The sequence below is a fragment of the Nocardia gamkensis NBRC 108242 genome, from assembly GCF_001612985.1.
Taxonomy (GTDB): Bacteria; Actinomycetota; Actinomycetes; order Mycobacteriales; family Mycobacteriaceae; genus Nocardia; species Nocardia gamkensis.
Window position 1 is genome coordinate 16,373 of the sequence record NZ_BDBM01000012.1, and the last position, 24,355, is coordinate 40,727.

Sequence of the window (24,355 nt, forward strand, 5' to 3'; positions counted from 1 at the left end):
ATGTCGGATGATGGGTATGACCTACGGGTCTTGCTGACGCGGGCGCTCCGCCGGATACAGGAGTTGGAGGCGCGGCCGCAGCGCGAGCCGATCGCCATCGTGGGTATCGGCTGCCGTTTTCCCGGCGGCGCGGAAACGCCGCGGCAGTACTGGGAACTACTGTCCTCGGACCGCGACGCGATCGTCGAGGCGCCGCAAAGCCGTTGGGCGGTAGCGGATTCCGCTCCTCGGCGGGCGCGGCGGCGGGCGGGCCTGCTGACCGGTCCCATCGATGCCATCGATGCCGAGTTCCTCGGCATCGCGCCGCGCGAAGCGGCGTCGATGGATCCACAGCAGCGGCTGGCACTCGAAGTCGCCTGGGAGGCAATGGAAGACGCGGCACTGACACCGGACACCCCGGCAGCGGCCCGCACCGGTGTCTTCCTGGGCGTCAGCTGGCAGGAGTATCAGCGCACGATCACACCGGATTGGGTGAGTTCGGTGGACGCGCACACGCTCACCGGGACGATGTCGAGCATCGTCGCCGGGCGGGTGTCCTATGTGCTGGGGTTGCGCGGTCCCGCCGTGGCGATCGATACGGCGTGTTCGTCATCGCTGGTGGCGGTGCATCAGGCATGTCGCAGCCTGCGGGCGGGGGAGTGCGACGTCGCGTTGGCGGGCGGGGTTAACCTGCTGCAATCCGAACTCACCTCGGAGGCCCTGGCCCGCATGGGTGCGCTTTCACCGGACGGGCACTGTCGTCCTTTCGACGCTCGCGCCAACGGGTATGTGCGCGGCGAGGGCGCGGGAATCGTTGTCCTGAAGACGCTTTCGCGAGCGATCGCCGACGGCGACGCGATCAGGGCGCTCATCCGCGGCTCGAGTGTGAACCACGACGGTCGTTCCATGGGGCTGACCGCGCCGAACCCGACGGCTCAGCGTGAACTGCTGCGCGACGCGCTGACCGACGCCGGATGCGCCGCCGACGAGATCGGTTACGTGGAGACGCACGGCACCGGCACGCCGCTGGGCGACCCGATCGAGATCGAGGCGCTGTCCCAGGTTCTCGGTGCGCCGCGGGCGGACGGGTCGGTGTGCCGGCTGGGGTCGGTGAAGTCGCAGATCGGTCACCTCGAGGCGGCCGCGGGTGTGGCCGGGCTGATCAAGGTGGTGCTGCAACTCGAGCACGAACGCGTTCCGCGCCAGCACGATTTCGCCACCATGAACCCCAAGATCACGCTCGACGGCACGGCGCTGGCACTGCCGACCCGCGATGTCGTCTGGCCCCGCACGGAGCGGACGCGGCTGGCGGGCGTGAGCTCGTTCGGTTTCGCGGGCACCAACGCGCATGTGGTGCTGGAGCAGGCGCCCGCACCGCAGCCGCGTGCGGCCCCGGAAGGACCGGCGCTGCTCGCTCTTTCGGCACGCAGCCCGTCCGCGCTCGACATCCTGTCTCACCGCTATGCCGAGCAGTTGCAGCGACGGGAGGTGCCGCTCGCCGATGCCGCCGCCACCGCGGCGCTGGGACGCACGCATTTCGTGCACCGTCGCGCGGTCGTGGCGCGAACGGCCGAGGACGCGGCGCGCGGGCTCGCAGAATCTTCACCTCGATCGACGGACTCGATGCCGGGCAAGCCGCGGATCGCGATGCTGTTCACCGGACAAGGCGCGCAGTATGCGGGGATGGGCGCGGCACTCGACCGCAGATATCCGGCTTTCCGCGCGGCGCTCGACCGCTGTGACGAGTCGCTCGGACCGCTGGCGGGCGGAATCCGTCTGCGGTCGCTGCTGTTCGAGGCGAACGAGGAGTCGCTGACCCGCACCGAGTACGCCCAACCGGCCCTGTTCGCGATCGAATGGGCGTGCACCGAACTGTGGGCGGCGTTCGGCATTCGACCCGATGTCGTACTGGGACACAGCCTCGGTGAACTGGTCGCGGCGACGGTCGCGGGCGTGTTCGACCTCGACACCGGGTTGCGACTGGCCGCCGAACGCGGCCGGTTGATGCAAGCGGTGCCCCAGCGCGGGGCGATGGCGGCGGTCTTCGCCGCACCCGAGGAATTCGGAACGCTGTGGGAGGACCTCGCGGCGAGTGTGTCGGTGGCCGCGGTCAACAGCCCCGGGCAATTCGTCGTCTCCGGAGCGGTGGACGCGGTGGAGCAGGTGATGCGAGCTGCCGAGAAACGGTCGATCCGCACGGTGCGGTTGCCCGGCACGACGGCGTTCCACTCGCCTCTGTTGGATCCGATGCTGGCGGACTTCGAGTCCCGGGTCGCCGAGTTGGTGCCCGCCCCGCGCGTGGCGGCGATTCCGCTGGTGTCGAACGTGACCGGCGCGCGGCTCGAAGGCCCCGTGGATGCCGCGTACTGGCGTGCGCATGCTCGCGGCGCCGTCCGTTTCGCCGAGGGCGTGCGCGCGGCCGCCGAGTTGGGCGTGGACGCCTACCTCGAGGTGGGACCGCATCCGGTGCTGCTGGAATTCGGGCGGCACGCCGATCCTGATGCTCTGTGGCTGCCGAGTATGCGCCGGACCGCCACCGACGATGAGGTGCTGCTGACCGGTCTCGGCGCGCTGTATTGCGCCGGCGCGGAGATCGAGTGGACCTCGGTGGTGCACCCGGACGCGCGGCGGCGCAACGGTCTGCCCACCTATCCTTTCGAGCGAGAGCGGGTCACTGTGCCGATCGCAGGCACCTCTGCGCGCACCGGATACCTTGCCGAGCACCGGTTTCGAGGCCGGGCGGTGGTGCCCGCGGCGGAACTCGCGCTGCGCGCGTTGCGTGCGGCCGGAAGCACCGACGACGAGCTGATCGATTTCGTGGCCGCGCGGCCGGTGCCGCTGGAGGAACTGGCCGAGCCGCACGTGTCCGTCGCGGGTGACCGCACCGAAGTGCGCTTTCACGTCGACAACGGCAGTGTCACCGCGGTATCCGCAGCGGTTCGCGCCGCCACGGGCGGGACGCTCGACCCCGGCGAACTGTCCGCGGCGCGGCTCGCGCCGACCACCGAATGGGACGTCGAAGACTTCTATCGTCGCTGCGCGGACGCCGGATTGACGTTCGGTCCACGATTCCGCTGGCTTTCGCGGTTGCAGCTGGGCGAGGCCAGCGTGCTGGCCGAATTGAAACGCCCCGCGGAACTGGCCGACGAACCGGACGCCTGGTTGCCCTGTCTGCTGGATGCCGCGGTGCAGACCGGTCTCGCGTTGGTGTCCAGGGACAGCGACACGGCTCAACTGCCGATTGGTATCGGCCGTTTGCGTTTGTCCAGCGTGAACGCGGGTGCCACTGTGTGGGCGCTGGCCGAGCGCACCGGCCGCACGATTCGTATCACTGTTTTCGATACCGCCGGCGCGGTGGTCTGCGATATCGAAGACGTATGGTTCGCCGAGTCCGGCACTGCCGGGCAGTCGCAGGATCGGGATCGCATGTCCGGCCTCACTCACCGCCCCCTCTGGGAACCCGCCGTGGTGTCGCCGAGCGGACGGGGCCCGGCCGCCGTGTTGGTGATCGGCGTCGGGCAACAGGCCGACCGGCTCGCCGCCGCCTTGCGTGCCGCGGGCACCGATGCGGTGGCAGTGGAGCGCACGACCGATCCGGCCCGCTGGCCCGGCGACGAGCGGGCAGTGATCTACCTGTCCGATGCCGAAGCGGACGACACTGCCGAAGCGGCGCGTGTGGAAACGCGATTCGCTCTGAATGCTGTGCAACGGATGGCGCGGGCAATCACCGACGCGCCGCTGTACCTGGTGACCGTCGGGGCAACCGGAGCACTGTCCGGCGAACCCGTGCGCCCGGCCGCCGCAACCCTGTGGGGACTGGGCGCGGTGGTGCGCACCGAGCTTCCCGAGTTGCGCTGTCGACTGATCGATCTGCCCGACGGCGCGCGCTGCGACGACCACCGCCTGGTGAGCGAAATCCGTTCCGATGCGGCGGACTTCGCGATCGCTTTGCGCGGACGCCACCGCTACACGATGCGGATGCGGCCCTCCGATGAGTTCGGGGCAGTGCCTCAGCTGGATCGTGGCGGGGCGTATCTGATCACGGGCGGTCGCGGAGCGCTGGGGTCGACCGCCGCGCGCATCCTGGCGGAGGCCGGTGCGGGCATGGTCGTGCTCGCCGGTCGCAGCGCCCCTGGCCCGGAAGACGAGCAGGAGATGGCGCGGATCGCCGCCTCGGGCGCGGATGTCGAGACCGCGGTGGTCGACGTAGAAGACCGGGAGGCGTTGTCCCGGCTGCTCGCTCGCTTCGGTCACGAGCTTCCGAGGCTGGCCGGGGTGGTGCATTGCGCGGGTGTTCTGGACGACGCCCTGCTGATCGAGCAGACCCCGGGCCACATCGATCGGGTGTTCGCGGGAAAGGTCGGCGGCGCTCGGCACCTGCACGAGCTGACCGCGGGCAGGTCGCTGGATCTGTTCGTGCTGTTCTCGTCGGTCAGCGCCGTGGTGGGCACGGCCGGGCAGGGCAACTACGCCGCGGCGAACGCGTATCTCGATGGCCTCGCCCGCCTGCGTGCGGCGCAAGGGCTGCCTGCGGTGAGCATCGCGTGGGGCCCGTGGGCGGGCACCGGCATGGCCGCGGGACTGAGCGACACGGCCCGCCGAGCGTGGGCACGCCATGGCGTCGCCGAACTGGCCGCTGAGGACGGTGTTCGAGCGCTGCGCTCGCTGCTGTCGGCCGAGGGAGTCGTCGCGGTATTCCCCACCGTCACCGACGTGCCGGCGGAGCAGGAGGCGATCGATCAGGGCGACTCGCAGGATGGTCGAACCTCGCGTGAGCCCGGTGAACTGCTCGATCTGGTGCGCGCCCACGCCATGACCGCCCTCGGCCGCGCGACAGCCGTTTCCGACCGCACGCCCCTGCGGGAACTCGGGCTGGATTCGATGATGGCCGTCGAGCTGCGCAACGCGCTCTCCGCTGATCTGGGAGTACGACTTCCGGCGACCCTGCTGTTCGATCATCCGACCGTCGCCGCGGTGTCCGAGGAGATCGCCCGGCTCGATGCGAAGTCAGCGCCCGGTCGCACGGGTCGAGCGCAAGCCGCACAGCGACCGACCACGCGCACCTCCGAGCAGCTCACGCCCCCGGTATACCCACCCGAACTCCCGGTTACACCTAGTACACCGAACGTGGCGCAGCTCACAGGGCGCGAAACGAGCGCTGCCGCCGACGATTACGCCGACGCCATCGCGATCATCGGCATGGGTTGCCGCTATCCCGGTGGCGTGCGCGGCCCTGGCGACCTGTGGCACCTGCTCACCACCGAGACCGACGCGGTGACCGAGGTACCCGCGCAGCGCTGGGATGTGAACGCCGTCTTCGATCCGGACCCGGACGCCGAAGGCAAGACCTACACGCGTTGGGGCGGCTTCGTCGACGGTGTCGAGGATTTCGATGCCGGGTTCTTCGACATCTCCGTCGGCGAGGCGCGGATGCTCGACCCGCAGCAGCGGCTGCTGCTGGAAACGTCGTGGGAGGCCCTGGAACATGCCGGTTATCCCGCGAGCCGTCTGGAAGGCAGCCGGACCGGCGTCTTCGTCGGTCTGATGTCCAATGACTATGCCGAACGGATGGCGCGGGCCGGTGTCGCGCCCGACGCCTGGTTCGGCACCGGCAATCTGTCCAGCGTCGCCTCCGGGCGGCTGTCGTACTTCCTCGGCGTCAACGGTCCGAGCCTCACCATCGACACCGCGTGCTCCTCGTCTCTGGTGACGGTGCATGCGGCGGTGCGCAGTCTGCGCAGCGGCGAATGCGATCTGGCGTTGGCCGGCGGTGCCACCGTGGTGCTCACGCCCTCGCTCGACATCTACTTCGCGCGGGCGCGCGGCCTGGCCGCCGACGGCCGGTGCAAGACCTTCGACGCGCGTGCCGACGGGGTGGTCTGGAGTGACGGGGCGGGGGTGCTCGTGCTCAAGCGGCTGGCCGACGCCCAGCGCGACGGCGATCGGGTGCTGGGGCTGGTGCGCGGATCGGCGGTCAATTCCGACGGTCGTAGCCAGGGATTGAGCGCGCCGAATGGTCCGGCGCAGGAACGAGTCATCCGTGCGGCGCTGGCGGACGCGTCGGTCGAGGCGGGCGACATCGAGTACATCGAAGCGCACGGCACCGGCACCGCGCTCGGCGACCCGATCGAGGTTCACGCCCTCGCCTCGGTGCTGGGCGAGAACCGCACCGAGGCCGCGCCGCTGTGGATCGGGTCGGTGAAGTCGAATCTCGGCCACACCCAGGCGGCAGCGGGCATCGCCAACATCATCAAGGTGATCGAGTCGATGCGGCACGAGCGCATTCCCGCCTCGCTGCACTTCCGTTCGGGCAATCCGCACATCGATTGGGATTCGATCGCGGTCCGCGTCGTCGCCGAGGAGCGCCCGTGGCGGCGTTCGCGGCGACCGCGGCGGGCGGGGGTGAGCGCGTTCGGGATCAGCGGGACGAACGCGCACGTCGTGATCGAAGAAGCGCCTCAAATCTCCGAAACCGGTGCGGTGGCCGATTCCGGGCCCTACCTGCTGGTGCTGTCGGCGAAGAGCGCCGATGCCCTGCGTGCGCTGGCGGCGCGCTACCGCGATTTGCTGGCCGCCCATCCGGAGACGGCATTGCGGGACGTGTGCGCGTCCGCCGCCGTCGGCCGTACACATTTCGGTGAGCGCGTCGCGATCGGCTTCGATACCGCCGCGCAGTTGCGCGCCGCGCTCGAGGATGTCGCCTCGGGAGCGACCGCGAGCGGGTCGGTCGTCGAGGTGACGAGTGGTTCGGTCGAGCTGGGTCGCCGGTATGTCGCGGGGGACGAGATCGACTGGGCAACCGTGTATTCCGGTCGCCGGTGGCGCCGTGTCGACCTGCCGACATATCCGTTCCAGCGGAAACGGCACTGGCTGGAGCTCGAGCCGCGCTCGGAGGACACCGGCTCGTCGCACACCCTGCGGCTGGCACCGGAGATGTTCGGCGGGCACCGGCTGCGTGGCGTGCCGACGGTACCCGCGGCGTGGTTGTGCGTTCGGTTGAACGAGATCGCCGCTCGGTTGCCCGGGGCGTGGGAGATCGCCGGGCTGCGATTGCTCGAGCCGCTGGAGGTCACCGCCGAAGCGGTGGTGCGGGTCGCGCTCGAACCCGGCACGGACGGTTACGACGTGCGCTTCGTCGGCCTCGGCGATGCTCGGACCAGCTTTGCGACAGCCACTCTCATTGCCGCGGCCGATGATCCGGTCGAATCGCACGATGGTGTGACGAGTGATTCGGACGCGCGGGTCTGGCCCGCCTACTACGACACCGTGGCTGGGCTGGGCCTCGAGCTGGGCCCCGACTACCGCTGCGCCCTCGACTTCCGGCGGATCAGCGACACCGAGTCCGAGGCCGTGTTCCGCCTGCCGGGTAACGGCGCATCCGTGCCCGACCCGATCGTGCTCGATGCCTGCCTGCACAGCATCGTGGTGACCGCCGACGGAGGCGAAGGGATGTTCTTGCCCTCCGAGATCGGTCGTGCTCGATTCTTCGGCAGTCCGGAGCTCGGAGAATCGATCGTCCGATGCCGGGTGCGGGTGACCGAACGCAGTACGCGCGTCATCGTCGGTGACGCCACGCTGCACTCGGCGTCCGGGCGACCGCTCGCCGCTTTGCGGGGGGTGAGCCTGCTCAGCGCGAAACCAGATGCCGCATCGAAAGCCGTCGCAGCCGACTCGTCCAGGCTCGGACGTCTGCTGCACCACCTGGAATGGGTTCCCGTCGAGAGTGAAGCGTCGGCGAGGGAGCAGCCGTCAGGTCGCTGGTTGATCTTCGGTGACGGGCCGGTCGGTGCTGCCGTCGCCGCCGGACTGGGCGCGCGCGGCATCGAAACCGTGGTTGCTCGCCCGGAGGACGAGCACGCTGCCGAGACCGTTTCGTCGGCGACCACGCGCCCGTTCCGAGGCGTCGTGTTCGCGTGGACGTCGGCGTCCGCGCAGACTCGTATCGAAGCCGCCTTGCGGTTGACCCGCGCGCTGGATTCGGGTGCGCACCGTCCTGCCGCGCTGTGGTTGCTGACGGTGAACGCCCAGCGCGTCGCACCGGCCGACCGGCCGGATCCCGATCAGGCACTGTTGTGGGGCTTCGGACGCACACTGGCCACCGAGCATCCCGAGTTCGGGTGTCGCTTGCTGGATCTGTCCGCCGGATCGTCCGTCGACAGCGCACCGATCGTCGACGGCTTGCTCAGCGGCCGCACCGGAGAGTTCGCGATTCGGGACGGCCGTTGGCTGACAGCTCGTCTCGCCGACGGCCTCGCGCCCGCCGACGACTACCGGTTGGTCGCGGACCGCTCCGGCGACTTCGACCGGATGCGGTTGACCTCCGCAACGCGGCGCGCACCGGCGTCCGATGAGGTCGAAATCGCTGTCGCCGCGACCGGTCTCAACGCTCACGACCTGTGGGTGGCCTCGGGCATACATCCGGAAGGTGTGCTGCCGTTGGGCTCGGAATGCGCGGGCCGGATCACCGCGGTCGGCGCCGGCGTCGAGGGACTCGCGATAGGTGACCGTGTTATCGCCTTGGCGACCGACGGTTTCGCTCGTCACGTGACGGTGAATGAGGGCATGGTGGCCCGGCTGCCGGATCACCTCTCCTTCACCGAAGGCGCGACCGTGCCGTACCCCTTCACCGCTGCCTGGCACGCGCTGTTCGACCTGGGCGAGCTGCGCGCGGGGGACCGTGTGCTCGTCAACGCCTCCGCCGACGGCATCGGCATGGCCGCGGTCCAGCTGGCCGCGCACGCCGGCGCGCAGGTGCTCGCGACCGCCGCGCTGTGTCGCTGGGCTGAGAGCGCGGGTCTGCCGGTCACGCGGATCGATACCTGGCGCGGCGACGAGGTGGGCGAACGCGTCCGGGCGGCGACCGGGGGGCGCGGAGTGGATGTCGTCGTGGACAGCCTGGGGGACGGCTTTTCCGCGCACGCCCCCGAGATCCTCTGCGCGGGAGGTCGATTCGTCGAGGTCATCGATCCGGTGCAGACCGGCACGGTTCACCGGCACGACGACGTCGACCATCGGCCGTTCGATCCGGCCGCTGTCGGCCCGCGGCGGCTCGGCGCGATCCTGCGCGGCGTGATGGACCTGTTCGACCAGCGTGCACTGACTGCGCTGCCGCACGCGGTGCACGGTATCGACGGTGCCGCCGAGGCGTTCCGCGCCATGTCGCAACGAAATCATCCGGGTCGCGTCGTCCTGCTCGCCAGGGATAGCCGCGCCGCGCGCGGGGACCGGTTGCCCGATGGCACCTACCTGGTGACCGGAGGGTTCGGCGGCCTCGGTGCGGCGGCCGCACGGTGGCTGGCCGACCGTGGCGCGCGGCACGTGGTGCTGGTCGGCAGACGCGCACCGGACGCGGCCGGGGAGCGGCTGCTGGAATCGCTGCGCGCCGTCGGAGTCGGTGTGACGGCGCGGCAGGCGGATGTCAGCGAGCGTGCGGCGGTCGCGGCACTGTTGCGCGGCATCGCGGAATCCGAGCTTCCACCGCTGCGCGGCGTGATCCACTGCGCGGGAGTGCTCGACGACGGCGTGGTGACCGAGCAGACCTGGTCGAGGTTCGAGACCGTGCTCGGGCCCAAATATCACGCGGCGCGTCACCTCGACGAGCTCACCCGAGACCAGCGATTGGAAGTTTTCGTCACCTACTCCTCGGTGGCGGGGTTGCTCGGCACCCCGGGTCAAGCGAACTACGCCGCGGCCAACGCGGCCTTGGACGCGCTGGCCTGGCGGCGGCGGGCCGAGGGACTGCCCGCGCTGAGCATCGGGTGGGGACCGTTCGCGGATGTGGGTATGGCCGCCGATCGGTCCGATGTCACCGCGCGGCTCGTGCGGCGCGGTCTGCCGCCGCTGTATCAGGACGATGCGGCCGCTGCGCTCGAGCATCTCCTTCGGTACGACAGCACTGCTCCGGGCGTCTTCGAATTCGTGCCGGAACGGTGGTATGCGCACCGGGCACCGCACGTCGCGACGGCAGCGCCGCTGCGAACCCGACCGGAGACCACCCGGGCATCGGAGCCGCCGGTGGCGTCGAACGACATCGTCCCCATGGAGGCGCTGGTGCAGCGCGTCGCGATGCGCGTACTGGACAGGGCTGGAGAACTCGATCCGGATGTGCCATTGCACGACACCGGGGTCGACTCCCTCACGGGGATGGAGTTGCGCGCCGCGCTCGCCACCGAGGTGGGGATGCCGTTGCCGGCCGGGCTCGTCTTCGACTACCCGACCGTGCGTGAGATCGCGCGGTTCCTGCACCGAAAGGGTGGGCTCGCTTCCACTGGAGGCGAACACGAAACCGCCGATCACGTGTCTCCGATCGCGCCCGCGCCGCACTCTGCGATTCCGCCCGCGCCGCAACCTCCGGTTCCGCCCACCCCGCAACCTCCGGTCGCGCCCGCGACACACTCTCCGGTCGCGCCCACGCCGCGACCTTCGGTCACGCCCACGACACCCTCCGCGGTCGCCTCCACGCACCAACTTCCGGTGCCGCGGCCGCGAGAACAGCCAGTGGAGGGGAACATTTCGGCCGAACGGGAGCCCACAAGCGACCAGCCCGCCGACGACCCGATCGTCATCGTCGGCATGAGCTGCCGTTTCCCCGGCGGAGTGCGCACACCGGAAGACTTCTGGGACCTGCTGTGGCACGGACGTGACGCGATCACCGAGGTGCCGCCGCAGCGCTGGGACATCGACGCCTACTACGACCCCGACCAGGCGGCCCTGGGCACGATGTACACCCGCTGGGGCGGTTTCGTCGACAGCGCCGACGAATTCGATCCCGCGTTCTTCGGTATCGGCGCGGCGGAGGCGCGCGCGATGGACCCGCAGCAACGCCTGCTGCTCGAGACCAGCTGGGAGGCGCTGGAGCGCTCGGGCCGCGCACCCGGCACGCTGGCGGGCAGCCGCACCGGCGTGTTCGTCGGACTGTGTTTCAGCGAGTATCCGGCAACACCGACACGCGCCGCCCAGCCGACCGCGATCGGCGCCTACTCGGTGATCGGTTCGGCGCCGAGCGTGGCGGCCGGGCGCTTGGCCTACGTCCTCGGCCTGCAAGGCCCGGCGATGACACTGGACACGGCATGCTCCTCGTCGCTGGTGGCGCTGCAAGCCGCCGCGGACGGATTGCGCGCGGGCCGTTGCGATCTGGCGCTGGTGGGTGGAGTCAACCTCCAACTGGCGCCGGAGACCACCATCGGTTTCTGCCGTCTGGCCTCGCTCTCGCCCGACGGACGGTCGCGCGCGTTCGACGCCGACGCCAACGGCTACGTCCGCGCCGACGGTTGTGGCGTGCTGGTGCTGACCCGGCTGTCGCAGGCCCGCCGCAACGGCGATCGGGTGCTGGCCGTGGTGCGTGGCGTCGCGGTGAATCACGATGGCCGCTCCAACGGTCTCACCGCGCCCAACGGCCCGGCCCAGCAACGCGTCATCACCGACGCTCTGGAGAGGGCGGGCGTGCGGCCTGCCGCGGTGGACTATGTCGAGACACACGGCACCGGCACCCCGCTCGGTGATCCGATCGAGGCCACCGCGCTGGCCGAGGTGTATGGGGCGGGCCGCACGCAGCCGCTGCTCATCGGGTCGGTCAAGACCAATATCGGGCACGCCGAAGCGGCGGCCGGTGTCGCGGGGGTCATCAAAGCGGTGCTGATGTTGCAGCACCACCGGATACCGCCGAGCCTGCACTTCCACACACCCAATCCGCTGATCGACTGGGCCGCACTGCCCCTGGAAGTCGTGCGTGAAGGGCGGGATTGGCCGCGCACCGGCCACGAACCGGCGATCGGGATCAGCTCCTTCGGGATGAGCGGCACCAACGCGCACGTCGTTCTGGCGCAGGGCGACCCGGCGCAGGCGCCGCGACCGGAATCGCCGGCCCCGGAGGTACTCGTCCTTTCCGCACGCGACGAAACAGCCCTCGCCGACAGCGCCCGACGCTGGGCCGACGAAATCGGCTCGGCGGGCACGTTATTCGGGGATCTGGCCTATACCGCCGCGACCGGCCGCAGCCATTTCGAAGAACGGCTCGCGGTGGTCGCCGAGTCCGGCGACGGCGCGGCGCGAGAGCTGCGGAACCGGTCCAACCTGATCCGCGGCCGGGTGGAGCGAACAGCGCGCGCGAAGGTGGCGCTGCTGTTCACCGGGCAGGGGTCGCAGTACCCCGGCATGGCGCGTGCGTTGTTCGATTCCGAGCCGGTCTTCCGCGACGCCCTGCGGCGCTGCGACACGGTGCTGGGACCGATCGCGGACGGAATCGGGCTTGTCGAAGCCGTGTACGGAGATCACGGGCCGGAGTTGCTGCGGAGCACGATGTTCACCCAACCGGTGTTGTTCGCCGTCGAGTGGGCGCTGTGGGAACTGTGGCGGGCATGGGGGATCACTCCGGCGGCGGTGCTCGGGCACAGCGTCGGGGAGTACGTCGCCGCTTGCGCGGCGGGCGCGATGACCATGGAGGACGCTTTGCGCCTGGTCGCCGCGCGCGGGCGGCTGATGCAGCGCCTACCGGACGACGGCGGGATGGTGGCCGTCGACGCTCCGGCCGAGCAGGTTTCCCCGCTCGTGGCACGGCATGAACCCGCGGTGTCGATCGCCGGCTACAACGGACCGGCACAGGTGGTGGTCGCCGGACAACGAGCCGCGCTCGATCTGCTGCGGGAGGAGTTGTCGGCGGGCGGTATCCGGACCGCCGAACTCGCCGTCTCGCATGCCTTCCACTCGGGGGCGATGGATCCGATCCTCGACGACCTCGCTGCGGCGGCCGCGGGCGCGACGATGACCGACCCCGCGATCCCGCTGGTCTCGAACCTCACCGGTGCGCCGCTGCGCGCGGGGGATCTCACGCCGGAGTACTGGGCGCGGCATGCGCGTCAGCCGGTGCGGTTCGCCCAGGGCATGCGGGCCATGGCCGAGCTGGGCATCGGCGACTTCCTCGAAATCGGTCCGCAGCCGACGTTGTCGGCGCTCGGTGAGCGCGCGCTGGGCGGCTCGGCACGGTTCGCCGCGTCGCTGCGGCGCGGACGCGGTGATCGCGAGACGATGATGACGGCGCTCGGGCAGCTGTATGTGGCGGGCGTGCCGGTGGACTGGGAGCAGGTGCACCGGCCGCGCGATCGGCGGCGTGTGCTCGCGCCGACGTATCCGTTTCAGCGGCAACGTTATTGGATCGACGACTCCGCGCCGTCCATGCCTACGCCGCCGGCCGCTACGCGGAACGCCTCGAACGGCGCTGCCACACCGCAAACGAACCCGGTACGACCGGAAAGCGCTCCGGTGCCGACTCCCACTCGACAGGAAGGCCGTTCCGGGTATCCGAATTCACGCGGGGCGGGGTCTTTCGATCTGGTGCTCGGGCCGGAGTCTCCGCGCTATCTGGCCGATCACGTCGTCGATCGGGCTGTCGTCGTACCGGGAGCGTGGTTCGTGGCGACGATCGCCGACGCCGGGCGTGAACTCGTCGCCGGTGACCTCGTCGCGATCGAGGACCTCGTGATCGCCCGCGGTCTCACGCTGAGCGGCCCGCAGCCGGTGCGGGTGGACGTCGAGCCGACCGGTGACGGGTGGGCGGTGCGGGTGTCGACCGAAGGTTCCGGCACGCACGCACGCGCTCACGTCCACACCGGAACGCGCCGGATGCCGGGCGGTCCCGGCTTGGCGGAGATCCTCGGCGACTGTCCGGAACACCTCGCGGCAGCGCACTTCTACGAGCTGCTGGCCCGAGCGGGCCTGCTCTACGGCCCGGCGTTCCGCCGTGTCACCGGCGTGCGCTTCGGCCGCGGCGAAGCCCTGGTCACGTTGTCGGATCCCGATATCGACAGCGGCGTGGGCATGGTGCATCCGGTTCTGCTGGACGCGGCGTTCCAAGCCACCTATGCGGCGATGTCGCCGAGGGCCGAGGAGCAGACGTGGGTGCCGTTCGCGATCGACCAGGCACTCGTCTCGGTCGCGGCGGGCACCGTTCGATTCGGCCATGTGCGCGTTGTCGAGCAGACGCCACAGCTGTGTGTCGCCGATGTTCGACTGCTCGATGAGGAGGGTCGCCCGGTGCTGGTCGCGAACGGATTGCGCGTGATGCCGACACCCACGCCGAACGAGGGCGGACAGCCGTCCCGTGTGCCGCACGATCGGACCGTCACGGACGCCTACCGCATCGACTGGCTGGAGACCGGCACGGCGCTGCCCGCTTCGGCGGCCGGGCGCTGGCTGATCATCGGCGCGCCCGGAGACTTCACCGAGGGGCTCGCCGACGCGTTGCGGGCGCGCGGCGCGGAGTGCGTCCTGGCCCGTCCCGGAGATGGTTTCGCGTTCCGTGCCGAAAACGAGTTCGAGGTCGACCTGGGCGTCCCTGCGGCGGTGCGTGCGCTGCTCGGCGCGGTGAGCGACGGGCGGACATCGTTGCGTGGGATCGTCTCGGCGCTCGCCCTCTCCGCCGACGATGCCCCGGCGCCGGTCGCCGCGGAACGTCTGCTGGTGGGCGCTCTGCATCTCGTGCAGGCCGCGGCACTGGCCGGAGAGCCCGCGGTGTGGCTGCTCACCCGCCACGGTCAACGGGTCGATCCCACCGATCAGGTGGCTCCCGAGCAGTCCGCGCTGTGGGGCTTCGCCCGCAGTGTGCAGCTCGAGCACCGCGAAATCGGTTGTCGGATCGTCGATCTCGATCAGCTGGGCGGCATCCGCTCGGTGGTCGACGCGCTCGTCGCGCCGCAGGCGCCGCGCCAGCTCGCGCTGCGCCGGGGACGTCGGCGTGTGCCGCGGCTGGTGCCGTTGGAAGTCGCGCCGGGTGAGTCGGCGGTGGCGTCCGCAGCGGGGGGGACGGTGCTGATCACCGGTGGTCTCGGCGGAGTCGGCTTGCGGCTGGCTCGCTGGTTCGTCGACCAGGGTTGGCCGGAGCTGGTGCTCGCGGGGCGGTCGGCACCCGATGCCCGAGCGGAGTCGGTCATCGCGGAGTTGCGGGGGCGGGGGGCGCGGATCGTGGTGCGGTCGCTCGACGTCGCCGATCGCGACGCCGTGGCGGCAACGCTGGACTGGATCGACCGCGAGCTGCCGCCGCTGGCGGGCGTGGTGCATCTGGCCGGGGTGCTCGATGACGGCGTGGTCGCCGAGCAGACGGCAACACGCGTCGGGCGGGTTCTCGCACCGAAGACGTTCGGCGCATGGCACCTGCACGAGCTGACCGCGGCTCGTTCTCTGCGTTTCTTCCTGCTGTTCTCCTCGGCCGCGGCGGTGCTCGGTTTGCCCGGGCAGTCCAGCTACGCCGCCGCCAACGCCTTCCTCGACGGTGTGGCCGAGTCGCGCAGTGCGGCGGGCTCGCCCGCGCTGTCGATCGCGTGGGGTCCGTGGGCGGACACCGGGATGGTCGAGCGGCTCGGCAGCGGCGCCGTGCGGCGGCTGGCCCGGCGCGGCTACGGCATGCTGCGCCCTGAACAGGCCTTCGACACGCTCGCCCACCTCTTCGGTTCGGTACTACCGGCGGCGGTCACCGTGCTGCCGCTCGCGCGGCCGGAGGCGGGCGGAGCCGACGTGCCGGACGTGCTGCGGGATTCGGTCGCGCCCACTGTCGCGGATGTCGACAACGTCCCCGCCGCGGGCGATCCGACCGCCGAGATGGAGGCTCTGGTTCGGTGCTGCCTCGGCCTGGCGCCCGGTGACGACCTCGATCGTCCGCTGCACGAACTCGGGCTGGATTCGGTCGCGGCCCTCGAGATCCGCGACGAGCTGTCCCGCCGCAGCGGTCACCGCCTGCCCGCGACGCTGGCGTTCGAGTACCCCACCCCGCGCGCAGTGGTCGGCCTGCTGGTGCGGCTCGGATCCGCTGCCGAGCCGTTCGTGCCGCCGTCGATCGAGAGCCATGGCGATTCCTCCGATCGAACGGCGACGCGAACGCCCGCTCCTCCAAGGCACAACGCGGATGCTTCGATCACACCGAACGGCGACGCTCGGCCGCGGACGGCCGACATCGAATCAGCAGCACGCACCAACGAGCCCGGCACCAACGGCCGCTCATTCACGGACGACCGGCAGCTCACACACCAGCCGCTCGACCAACGCGCCGCGGCCGACTCGTTCGCGATACCGACCGCCGTCGCCCCGGCCACCGCCTCTGATGCCGGCCGCGACACCGGCGCGGTAGGGGATATCGCGATCGTGGGTGTCAGCGGCCGCTACCCGGGCGCCGACGGACTCGACGCGTATTGGCGGGTGCTGGTCGAGGGACGCGACTGCGTCACCGAGATCCCGCCGCAGCGCTGGGACCACGCCCGCTATTTCGTTCCCGACCGGCACAACCCGTTCACCTCCTACACCAAGTGGGGCGGATTCCTCGACGACGTCGACTGTTTCGATCCGCTGTTCTTCGCCATCTCCCCGCGCGAGGCGGAAATCCTGGACCCGCAGGAGCGGCTGTTCCTGCAAACCGCCTGGGCCGCATTGGAAGACGCCGGGCATTCCCGCGCCGACCTGGCCCGTGGCGGTCTGCGCCCGGAGCAGGCCGGGGTGTTCGTCGGCGTCATGTGGGGGACCTACCAGATGTTCGGGGCCGAGGAGTCCCGGCTCGGTCGCGGCACGCTGCCCGGGTCGACGTTCTGGAGCATCCCCAACCGCGTCTCGCACGCCTTGGACTTCCAAGGGCCGAGCATGGCGGTGGACACGGCGTGCTCGTCCTCGCTCACCGCGCTGCACCTGGCCTGCCAGAGCATCCGCACCGGCGAATGCAGGCTGGCGGTGGTCGGCGGCGTCAATCTGTCCTTGCATCCCTACAAGTTCGTCGCGCTCAGCCAGGGGCAGTTCGCCTCCACCGACGGCCGCTGCCGCTCCTTCGGCGCGGGCGGCGACGGGTATGTGGCCAGTGAGGGCGTCGGGGCGATGGTGCTGCGGCCGCTGGCCGACGCCGAAGCCGACGGTGACACCATCTACGGCGTCATCAAGGGCACCGCGATCAATCACGGCGGTCGCGTCAACGGGTTCACGGTGCCCAATCCCGACGTGCAGGCGGCGGTGATCCGCTCGGCGCTGCGCGCCGGTGGGGTCGACCCGGCATCGGTGTCCTACATCGAAGCGCACGGCACCGGCACCGCACTGGGTGATCCGATCGAAATCGCGGGTCTGTCCAAGGTTTTCGGCGGCTCCGGTGTGTCCGAGCTACCGATCGGCTCGGTGAAGTCCAATGTCGGCCACCTCGAGGCGGCGGCCGGTGTCGCGGCCATGACGAAGGTGCTGCTGCAACTGCGTCACCGGACCATCGTGCCGTCGTTGCACGCCACCCCGGCCAACCCGAACATCGACTTCGCGGCGACGCCGTTCCGGATTCCGGCCGAGCCGCTGCCGTGGCCCGGCGGGGATCCGGCGCGCCCGCGCCGGGCGACGGTGAGTTCGTTCGGAGCGGGCGGGGCCAACGCCAACGTGGTGATCGAAGAGTACATCGACCGCAGGCCGCCGACCCGGTTCAGCGGCGGGCAGGTCGTTCCGATCTCGGCTCGCGACCGCGACCGGCTGGCGGAGTACGTCGCCGCGCTGGACCGTTTCCTCGCCGCGCAACAACCGAACCTCGCCGATCTGGCCTACACGATGCAGGTGGGCCGTCAGGCGGGCAGCGCGCGCGCCGCGTTCGTCGCCCGCGACATCGACCAGTTGCGCGCCGCCGTACGCGCCTGGGTCGACGACGCACCCGGCGCCAGGTCGTGCCGGGATGCGGGGGAGGACTCCCGGATCGCGCGCTGGCTCGACGGCGGTGACATCGATTGGGCCACCGTCCGCGATCCCGGACCTCGCCGTCGTATTCCCGCGCCGACCTATCCGTTCGCCCGGGAGCGATACTGGATTCCGGACGTCGCGCCGGTGCCCGGCTCCGCTTCCGCGCCGAGCCCGCAGACCGTGCCGGGCTCCGATTTCGTCACGAAGCCCACGCCCGCCCGGCAGTCGGCGTCCGGACCGGACAGCGCCGGCGAACCTGCGGCGATCGCGCACCCCGCGTCAGCGGAAGCCCGATTGCTGGTTCCGGTGTGGCGAGAAGCTCCGCTCCCCAGCGGTGACCTGCGCGCCCGCCGTAGCTTGATCGTGTACGACGCACGTACTCCCCACCCTCTGGTGGAGGCTCTCGCCGCCGCAGCGGGCGATCGGGGCCGTCTGGTGCGGCTGTCGGACCTGCCGGGCGACCTGAATCGCGACGACTTCGACGCGGGCGCGGCTCTGGGCCGGGCGCTCGCGGCGCGCTACCCCGATACCGACTGCGTGCTCGACGTGTGCGATCTCGCTCCCGCGCCGGCGGGTAGGCCCACGGGTGACCTCGGCCGGATGGGGCTGTATCAGGGTGTGCTCGAGGCGCGCGCCGGTTCGCTCGCGCTGCTGCACGTCGGCGGCGGCAACGTCGGCGCCGACGGCCCGGAAGCCGCGCCGCTGGGCGGTCTGGTCGCCGCGCTCGCCGCGGAAATCCGTGACGTGCCCACGCGCAGCGTCCATGTGCTCGCCCAGCGAGAGGCGGTGTGCGCCGATCCCGCGCGATTGCTGGCCATCCTGGGCGCGGAGTGCGCCGCCACCGAGGACAGCTGCCCCAGGGTGCGGTATCGCGACGGAATCCGCGAAGCCGTCGAACTGGCGGACGCGTCCGCACCCGAGGGTCTCGTCGTCGATCCCGCCCGCACCTACGTGGTGACCGGCGGGACGCGCGGACTCGGCGCGGAGTTCGCGGCGGCGCTGGTCGAGCGTGGGGCGCGCCGCCTGGCCGTGCTCGGCCGGGATCCGCTGCCGCCGGAACCGGAATGGGACCGCGTGGCAGCCGGATCCGGGTCGGTGGCGGAGAAGGTGCGGCGGTTGGTGGCGTTGCGTGATCGCGGCGTCGCGGTGCGGACGTACTTCGGCAGTCTCACCGACGAGACGGCGCTGTCGGGGTTCTTCGACCGGGTGCGGCGCGAGCTGGGTCCCATCGGTGGTGTGCTGCACTGCGCGGGAAGCGTTTCCGGCGAGAGTCCGGCGTTCGTGCGCAAGACCGGCCCCGCCATCGCGACCGTGCTCGAACCCAAGCTGGCGGGTACGGCGGTCCTCGCCGACGTGCTCGCCGCCGACCGTCCGGATTTCTTCGTGTTGTTCTCGTCGGTGTCGGCCGTGCTGCCCGGCTTGGCGGTGGGTCTGTCGGATTACGCGATGGCCAACGCGCATCTGGACCGCTTCGCCGAAGCCCAGCACGCGCTGGGACGGCCCTATTTCCGGTCGGTGGAGTGGCCGTCGTTCCGTGGCACCGGGTTCGGTGAGGTGACCAGTGCGGCCTATCGCGCGACCGGCCTTCCGGCGCTGAGTGCCGCGGAGGGGTTCGAGCTGCTCGACGCGGTGCTCGGTCTGCCTGCTCCGGTTGTATTGCCGTATCACGGTGCGGCATCCGATCTTTCGACACGCACCGGTCGGCCCGCGCCGGAAACGGCGGCCGCTGCTGCGCGGCCCGCGGCCGCGACCGGGTCCGGGTCCGGGTCCGCGGAGGCGTATCAGGAGTTGCTGCGGATCTTCTCCGACGAGTTGAAGCTGGCCCCGGCCCGTTTCGAGGGCGACAAACGGTTCGAGGAGTACGGCGCGGACTCGGTGCTGATCGCCTCGGCGGTGCGCCGGATCGAGCAGGTCGTCGGTCAGCCCTTCGACCCCGCGCTGGTGCTGGAATTCCCGACGCTCGACGAGCTGGCGAGTCTGTTGACCGAGCAGTATCCGGAACGCTTCGCGTCCGCACCGCCACCGGATTCGCCTGCCGACCCGGAGCGTGCGTCGAGTGCCCCGCCGCAGACGGAGCAGCGCGGAAAGTCACGCCCCACCGCGGCCACCTGGGCTGCCGACGCACGTCGCGGCCGGGCGGCCGAGCCGATCGCCGTGATCGGCATCGGCTGCCGGCTGCCCGGCGGCGACACTCCGGAGGCGTTCTGGCGGCTGCTGGCCGCCGGTGCGTCCGGCATCCGCGAGGTCGACCCGGCTCGCTGGGATCCCGCCCGGTTCTACCGCCCCACCGGCGGGCCCGGGTTGACCAACAGCAAGTGGGGCGGGTTCGTCGACGGTGTGGATCTGTTCGATCCGGAGTATTTCGCGGTCACCGACGAACTCGCCTGGCAGATGGACCCGTTGCAGCGGCTGCTGCTCGAGACCTCGGTGCTGGCCACCACCGATGCCGGTTACCGGCGTGACGAGCTGGCCGGCAAGCGGGTCGGCGTCTACGCGGGCAGCCGGGCGGCGAACTACTTCAACCGGATTCCGGTGCCCGACCGGCACACCGTGATCGGTATCGGGCAGAACTTCATCGCCGCGCGCATCTCCGACTTCTTCGACTGGCACGCGGGCAATGTCGTGCTCGACAGCGCGTGCTCGTCGTCGCTGTTGTCGGTGCATCTGGCCTGCCAGGCGCTGCGGTCGGGCGAGGTCGACGCGGCGCTGGCCGGCGGTGTGGAGGTGCTGCTCGACGAGATGCCGTTCGTCACCCTGTCGGCGGCGGGTGTGCTCTCGCCGCACGGGCGGTGCGCGACGTTCTCCGAGGACGCCGACGGTTTCGTGCCGGGCGAAGGTGCGGCGCTGCTGCTGCTCAAACGGCTCGACGACGCCCTCGCCGACGGCGATCGGGTCTACGCGGTGCTGCGCGGCTCGGCGATCGGCAACGACGGGCACACCATGGGCATCACCACCCCGAACATGCGCGCGCAGATCGAGGTGGTCACCGCGGCGCTGGAGACGGCGGGTATGTCGCCGGACGCGCTGTCGTATCTCGAGGCGCACGGCACCGGCACCATGATCGGCGACCCCATCGAACTGAAGGGGTTGGCGAGCGTGCTGGGCGACCGCTCGCGGGGCCCGGAGCCGTGCGCGGTCGGCAGCGTGAAAACCAATATCGGCCATCTGCTGTCCGCGGCGGGCATCGCCGGGGCGGTCAAGACGATCCTCGCCGTGCACCACGCGGCGCTGCCGCCGTCGCTGCACTGCGACAACCTCAATCCGCGTTTCAAGTTCACCGGTTCGCCGCTTCAGGTCAACCGGGAACTGCGCCCGTGGCGGCCGGCCGACGGCAGGCCCCGCGCGGCGGGCGTCAGCTCGTTCGGCTTCGGCGGCACCAATGCCCACCTCGTCATCGAACAGGCGCCCGACGGGCACCGGCCGACGCGCCACCCCCTGGATCCACCCGCCTTCCGCAAGAGGAGCTTCATGCTGCCGAAAACGGTTCCCAGCACATCGACGGAGCCCGCGCCGCGGATCGTGGTCCCGATGACGCCGAGCGCACCCGCGCCGTCGTTCCTGCGGGTGGAGCCGCTGCGATGAGCGGGATCGACCTGGACAGCTTCGCCACCACCCTGCGAGCCGAGGACCCGGTGGTGCGGGACCACCGGGTGCACGGTGTCCGCATCCTGCCGGGCGTGGTGTATCTCGACATGATCCTGCGTGCGGCGATGGCCGCGGGTTACCGGCCCGGCGACCTGACGATCCGGGAGGCGTTGTTCCAGCGTCCGGTGGCCCTCGGTGACGACGGCGCGGTGCGCATCGCGTTCCGGGTCGATCGCCCGACCGGCCGCATCGCCATCGACGTGCAACGCTTGGACGCGGCGGGCCTGCCCGTCGGGCCGAGCGAGCCGGTCGCGGAATGTGTTGTGCTGCATGATGATTCGTCCGCCGAGCCGCCCGGAATCGAGGTGGCCGGGTTCCGGGCGTCGGCGCGGGCGCGCGGTATGGCCGAGATGTACGCCCAGAGCGGCAGCAGGGGTATCGAGCATCGCGACTTCATGCGCGCCACAGGACATTTCGACCGCCGCGGCGACCTGGTCACCGCGACACTGGGTCTCGGCCCCGAGGCGGCCGCGCATCTGCCCGGATTCCTGCTGCATCCCACGTTCCTGGATGCCTCCACGATCGTGCCGTTCATCGACCCGCATCGCCTCGGCGTGGACGACGACAGCGCGTTCATCCCGATCTACTTCGGTGACGTGCGCGCTTGGCGGGCCACTCCCGGGGAGGTCTTCGTACGAGCCACGGTCCGCGGAGGCGGGCATCGCGGAGACCTGCTCGAAGCCGAGGTAGCCGTCTACGACCGGGACGGATCGCCGGTGGTCGGCTATCGGCTGACATCCAAGCGGGTGCGCGGCAACGCGGACATTCAGCGGTTGCTGACACCGCCGGAGTCGACATCCCCGCCGCGACCGACCGCTTCCACCCATGTGGCCGTTGCCTCCGGTGATCCGCGTGCGGTGATCACCGCCGACTTGGCTGCTCTCGTCGCGAGCGAACTCGGCGCCGATCCCGCCGGCATCGCGACGGATGTGGGGTTCTACGAGCTCGGCCTGGATTCCGGGCGCCTGCTGCGGTTGACCGCGGAGCTGGAGGCGCGGGTCGGCGAGCCGCTCTATCCGACGCTGCTGTTCGAGTACCAGACCATCGAGGCGCTCGCCGGACATCTCGCCGACACCGTCGGCACGAATTACCGGCCCCATGACGCCACAACGGCACATCCCGACCCGGCCACAGATTCCGTTGAAACTACTTTGTTCACACAGGAATTCGCCACGAGCGCACGTACCGTCGTGGCGGTCACAGCCGGCCAGACCTCCGGCCCCGCCGCGACGCCTGCTCCGGCAGACTCCCGTCTGCCGGACTCGGCCTCCGCATCCGATGACGACCCCGCGGCGATAGACGACCTGCTCACCTTCGGCTTCGATTGGGAACCCGATACCACCACACACGCGCCTCACGAACCGGCCGGTCTGCTCGTCTTCGACACCGCCGACCACCCGTACCCGCACGACGCGACCGTCCGGGTTCGGCCGGGCCGCGAGTTCGTCTCCGGCGCGGATGCTTTCCTTGTCGACCCGGCCGACGCACACCATTTGGAGCTGCTGGTCACACAGCTGACGGCCCGGCGGCTGCGCTTCGACGCCGCGTTGTACCTGTGGCCCGAGGCGATGCCGGACACCGACCCGCAGACGTTGATCGAGCGGGTGTACCTGCCGCTGCGCGACCTGTTGCGCGCGGCGGCGCGGGTTTCCGAATCGCCGGTGCGCCGGGTGCTCGCTATCACGCCCGCGACACCCGCGGGTGAAGCGAGTTGCGCACTCCTGGGTGGTTTGGCGCGCACTGTGCGGCTCGAGCAGCCGCAACCGCTGCTGCGGGCCGTGCGGCGCGATCCCGCCGGTGCGCTCGGCGATCTCGTGGCCGCCGAGCTGGGCATCGATGAACGCGACCCCGACACCGAGATCCGCTACCACGGCGGACGACGCCAGATCCGTCGGGCACGCCTGCTCGCCGACGCCACACCGAGTTCCGGTGCCGCGGTGCTGCGCCCGGGGTCGGTGGTCGTCATCACCGGCGGATTCGGCGGTATCGGAAGGCATCTGGCCCGCCGCCTCGCTGCCGACTACGGCGCGCGACTGGTCCTGGTGTCGCGCCGTCCGCTCGACGCGGCCGCCGCCGGGCTGCTCGCCGAACTCGGCGACCTCGGTGCGGAAGCCGTGCCCGTGCGCGCCGACGTATCCCTGGCTTCGGACGCCGAACGCATCGCCGCCATAGCCCACGCCACCTTCGGACCGGTCGATGTGCTCTACCACGGTGCGGGACAGTTGCGCGACGGGCTGCTGTCGAGCACCGGCCGCGACGACGCGCAATCCGTTCTGGCGCCGAAGGTCTACGGCGTCGAGTACTTGACGCGAGCGCTGCCGGAGGCCCGGCTGACGGTGTTGTTCTCCTCGGTCTCGGCGGTGCTGGGCAATCCCGGGCAAGCCGATTACGCGGCGGCCAACCGCTATCTGGACGTCTTCGCCGAACAGCGCGATCGGGCCGGCAGCCGGACGATCAGCGTCGGCTGGCCGCTGTGGGCCGAGGGCGGCATGCGCCCGCCCGCCGAGCAGATCGCCGCGCTGCGGCGGGCCGGTGCCGGATTGCTGCCCACCGCGACCGGAATCGATCTGCTGTTGTCGTGTGCCACGCTCGACCGCGCGCAACTAGCGGCGGTATGGGGCGAGCCCGAAGCTCTGCGGGCGCGACTGCAACCGGCAGCCGCGTCCACCGCCCCTGCCGCCGAGCCGGTACCGGGCGACGAGCACCGCGCGCCTGTCGAGGAACCCATCGCGATCGTCGGCATCAGCGGCCGTTATCCGGACGCCGACGACATCGAGGAGTTCTGGCGCAATCTGCGCGACGGGCATGACGCGGTGCGCCCGGTCCCCGCCGAACGCTGGTGGCTCACCGCCGTCCAGGGCACTCCCGGCGCGCCGCCGATGATCGGCGGATTCGTGCGCGACGTGGGCGGTTTCGACCCTCAGTTCTTCCGGATCCCGCCCGTCCAGGCGCCGCTGCTGGACCCGCAGGAGCGCTTGTTCCTGCAGCACGCGTACGCGGCGCTCGAGCACGCCGGCTACCACCACACCGATCCGGCCGTGCGGGCACGCCGCGTCGG

Annotated in this window: 2 protein-coding genes (1 of these 2 only partly in view); both read left to right on the top strand. The window is 70.9% G+C overall.

The genetic code is table 11. From position 1 onward, the window contains the following. On the top strand, nucleotides 1-21,234 hold the full coding sequence (locus NG1_RS36655) for a type I polyketide synthase (protein WP_168434234.1): 21,234 nt from the start codon (nucleotides 1-3) through the stop codon (nucleotides 21,232-21,234). Next, on the top strand, nucleotides 21,231-24,355 hold the start of the coding sequence (locus tag NG1_RS12935; protein WP_062970468.1) for a thioester reductase domain-containing protein. 9,043 nt of this gene lie beyond the right edge of the window; 3,125 of the gene's 12,168 nt are visible here — the first part of the coding sequence; it begins with the start codon at nucleotides 21,231-21,233; its stop codon lies beyond the right edge, outside the window. The genes NG1_RS36655 and NG1_RS12935 overlap by 4 nt, the downstream gene beginning before the upstream one ends.

Excerpts from the sequence above, each read along its gene's own strand:
- NG1_RS36655 (WP_168434234.1), top strand. The coding sequence starts at position 1 with ATGTCGGATGATGGGTATGACCTACGGGTCTTGCTGACGCGGGCGCTC.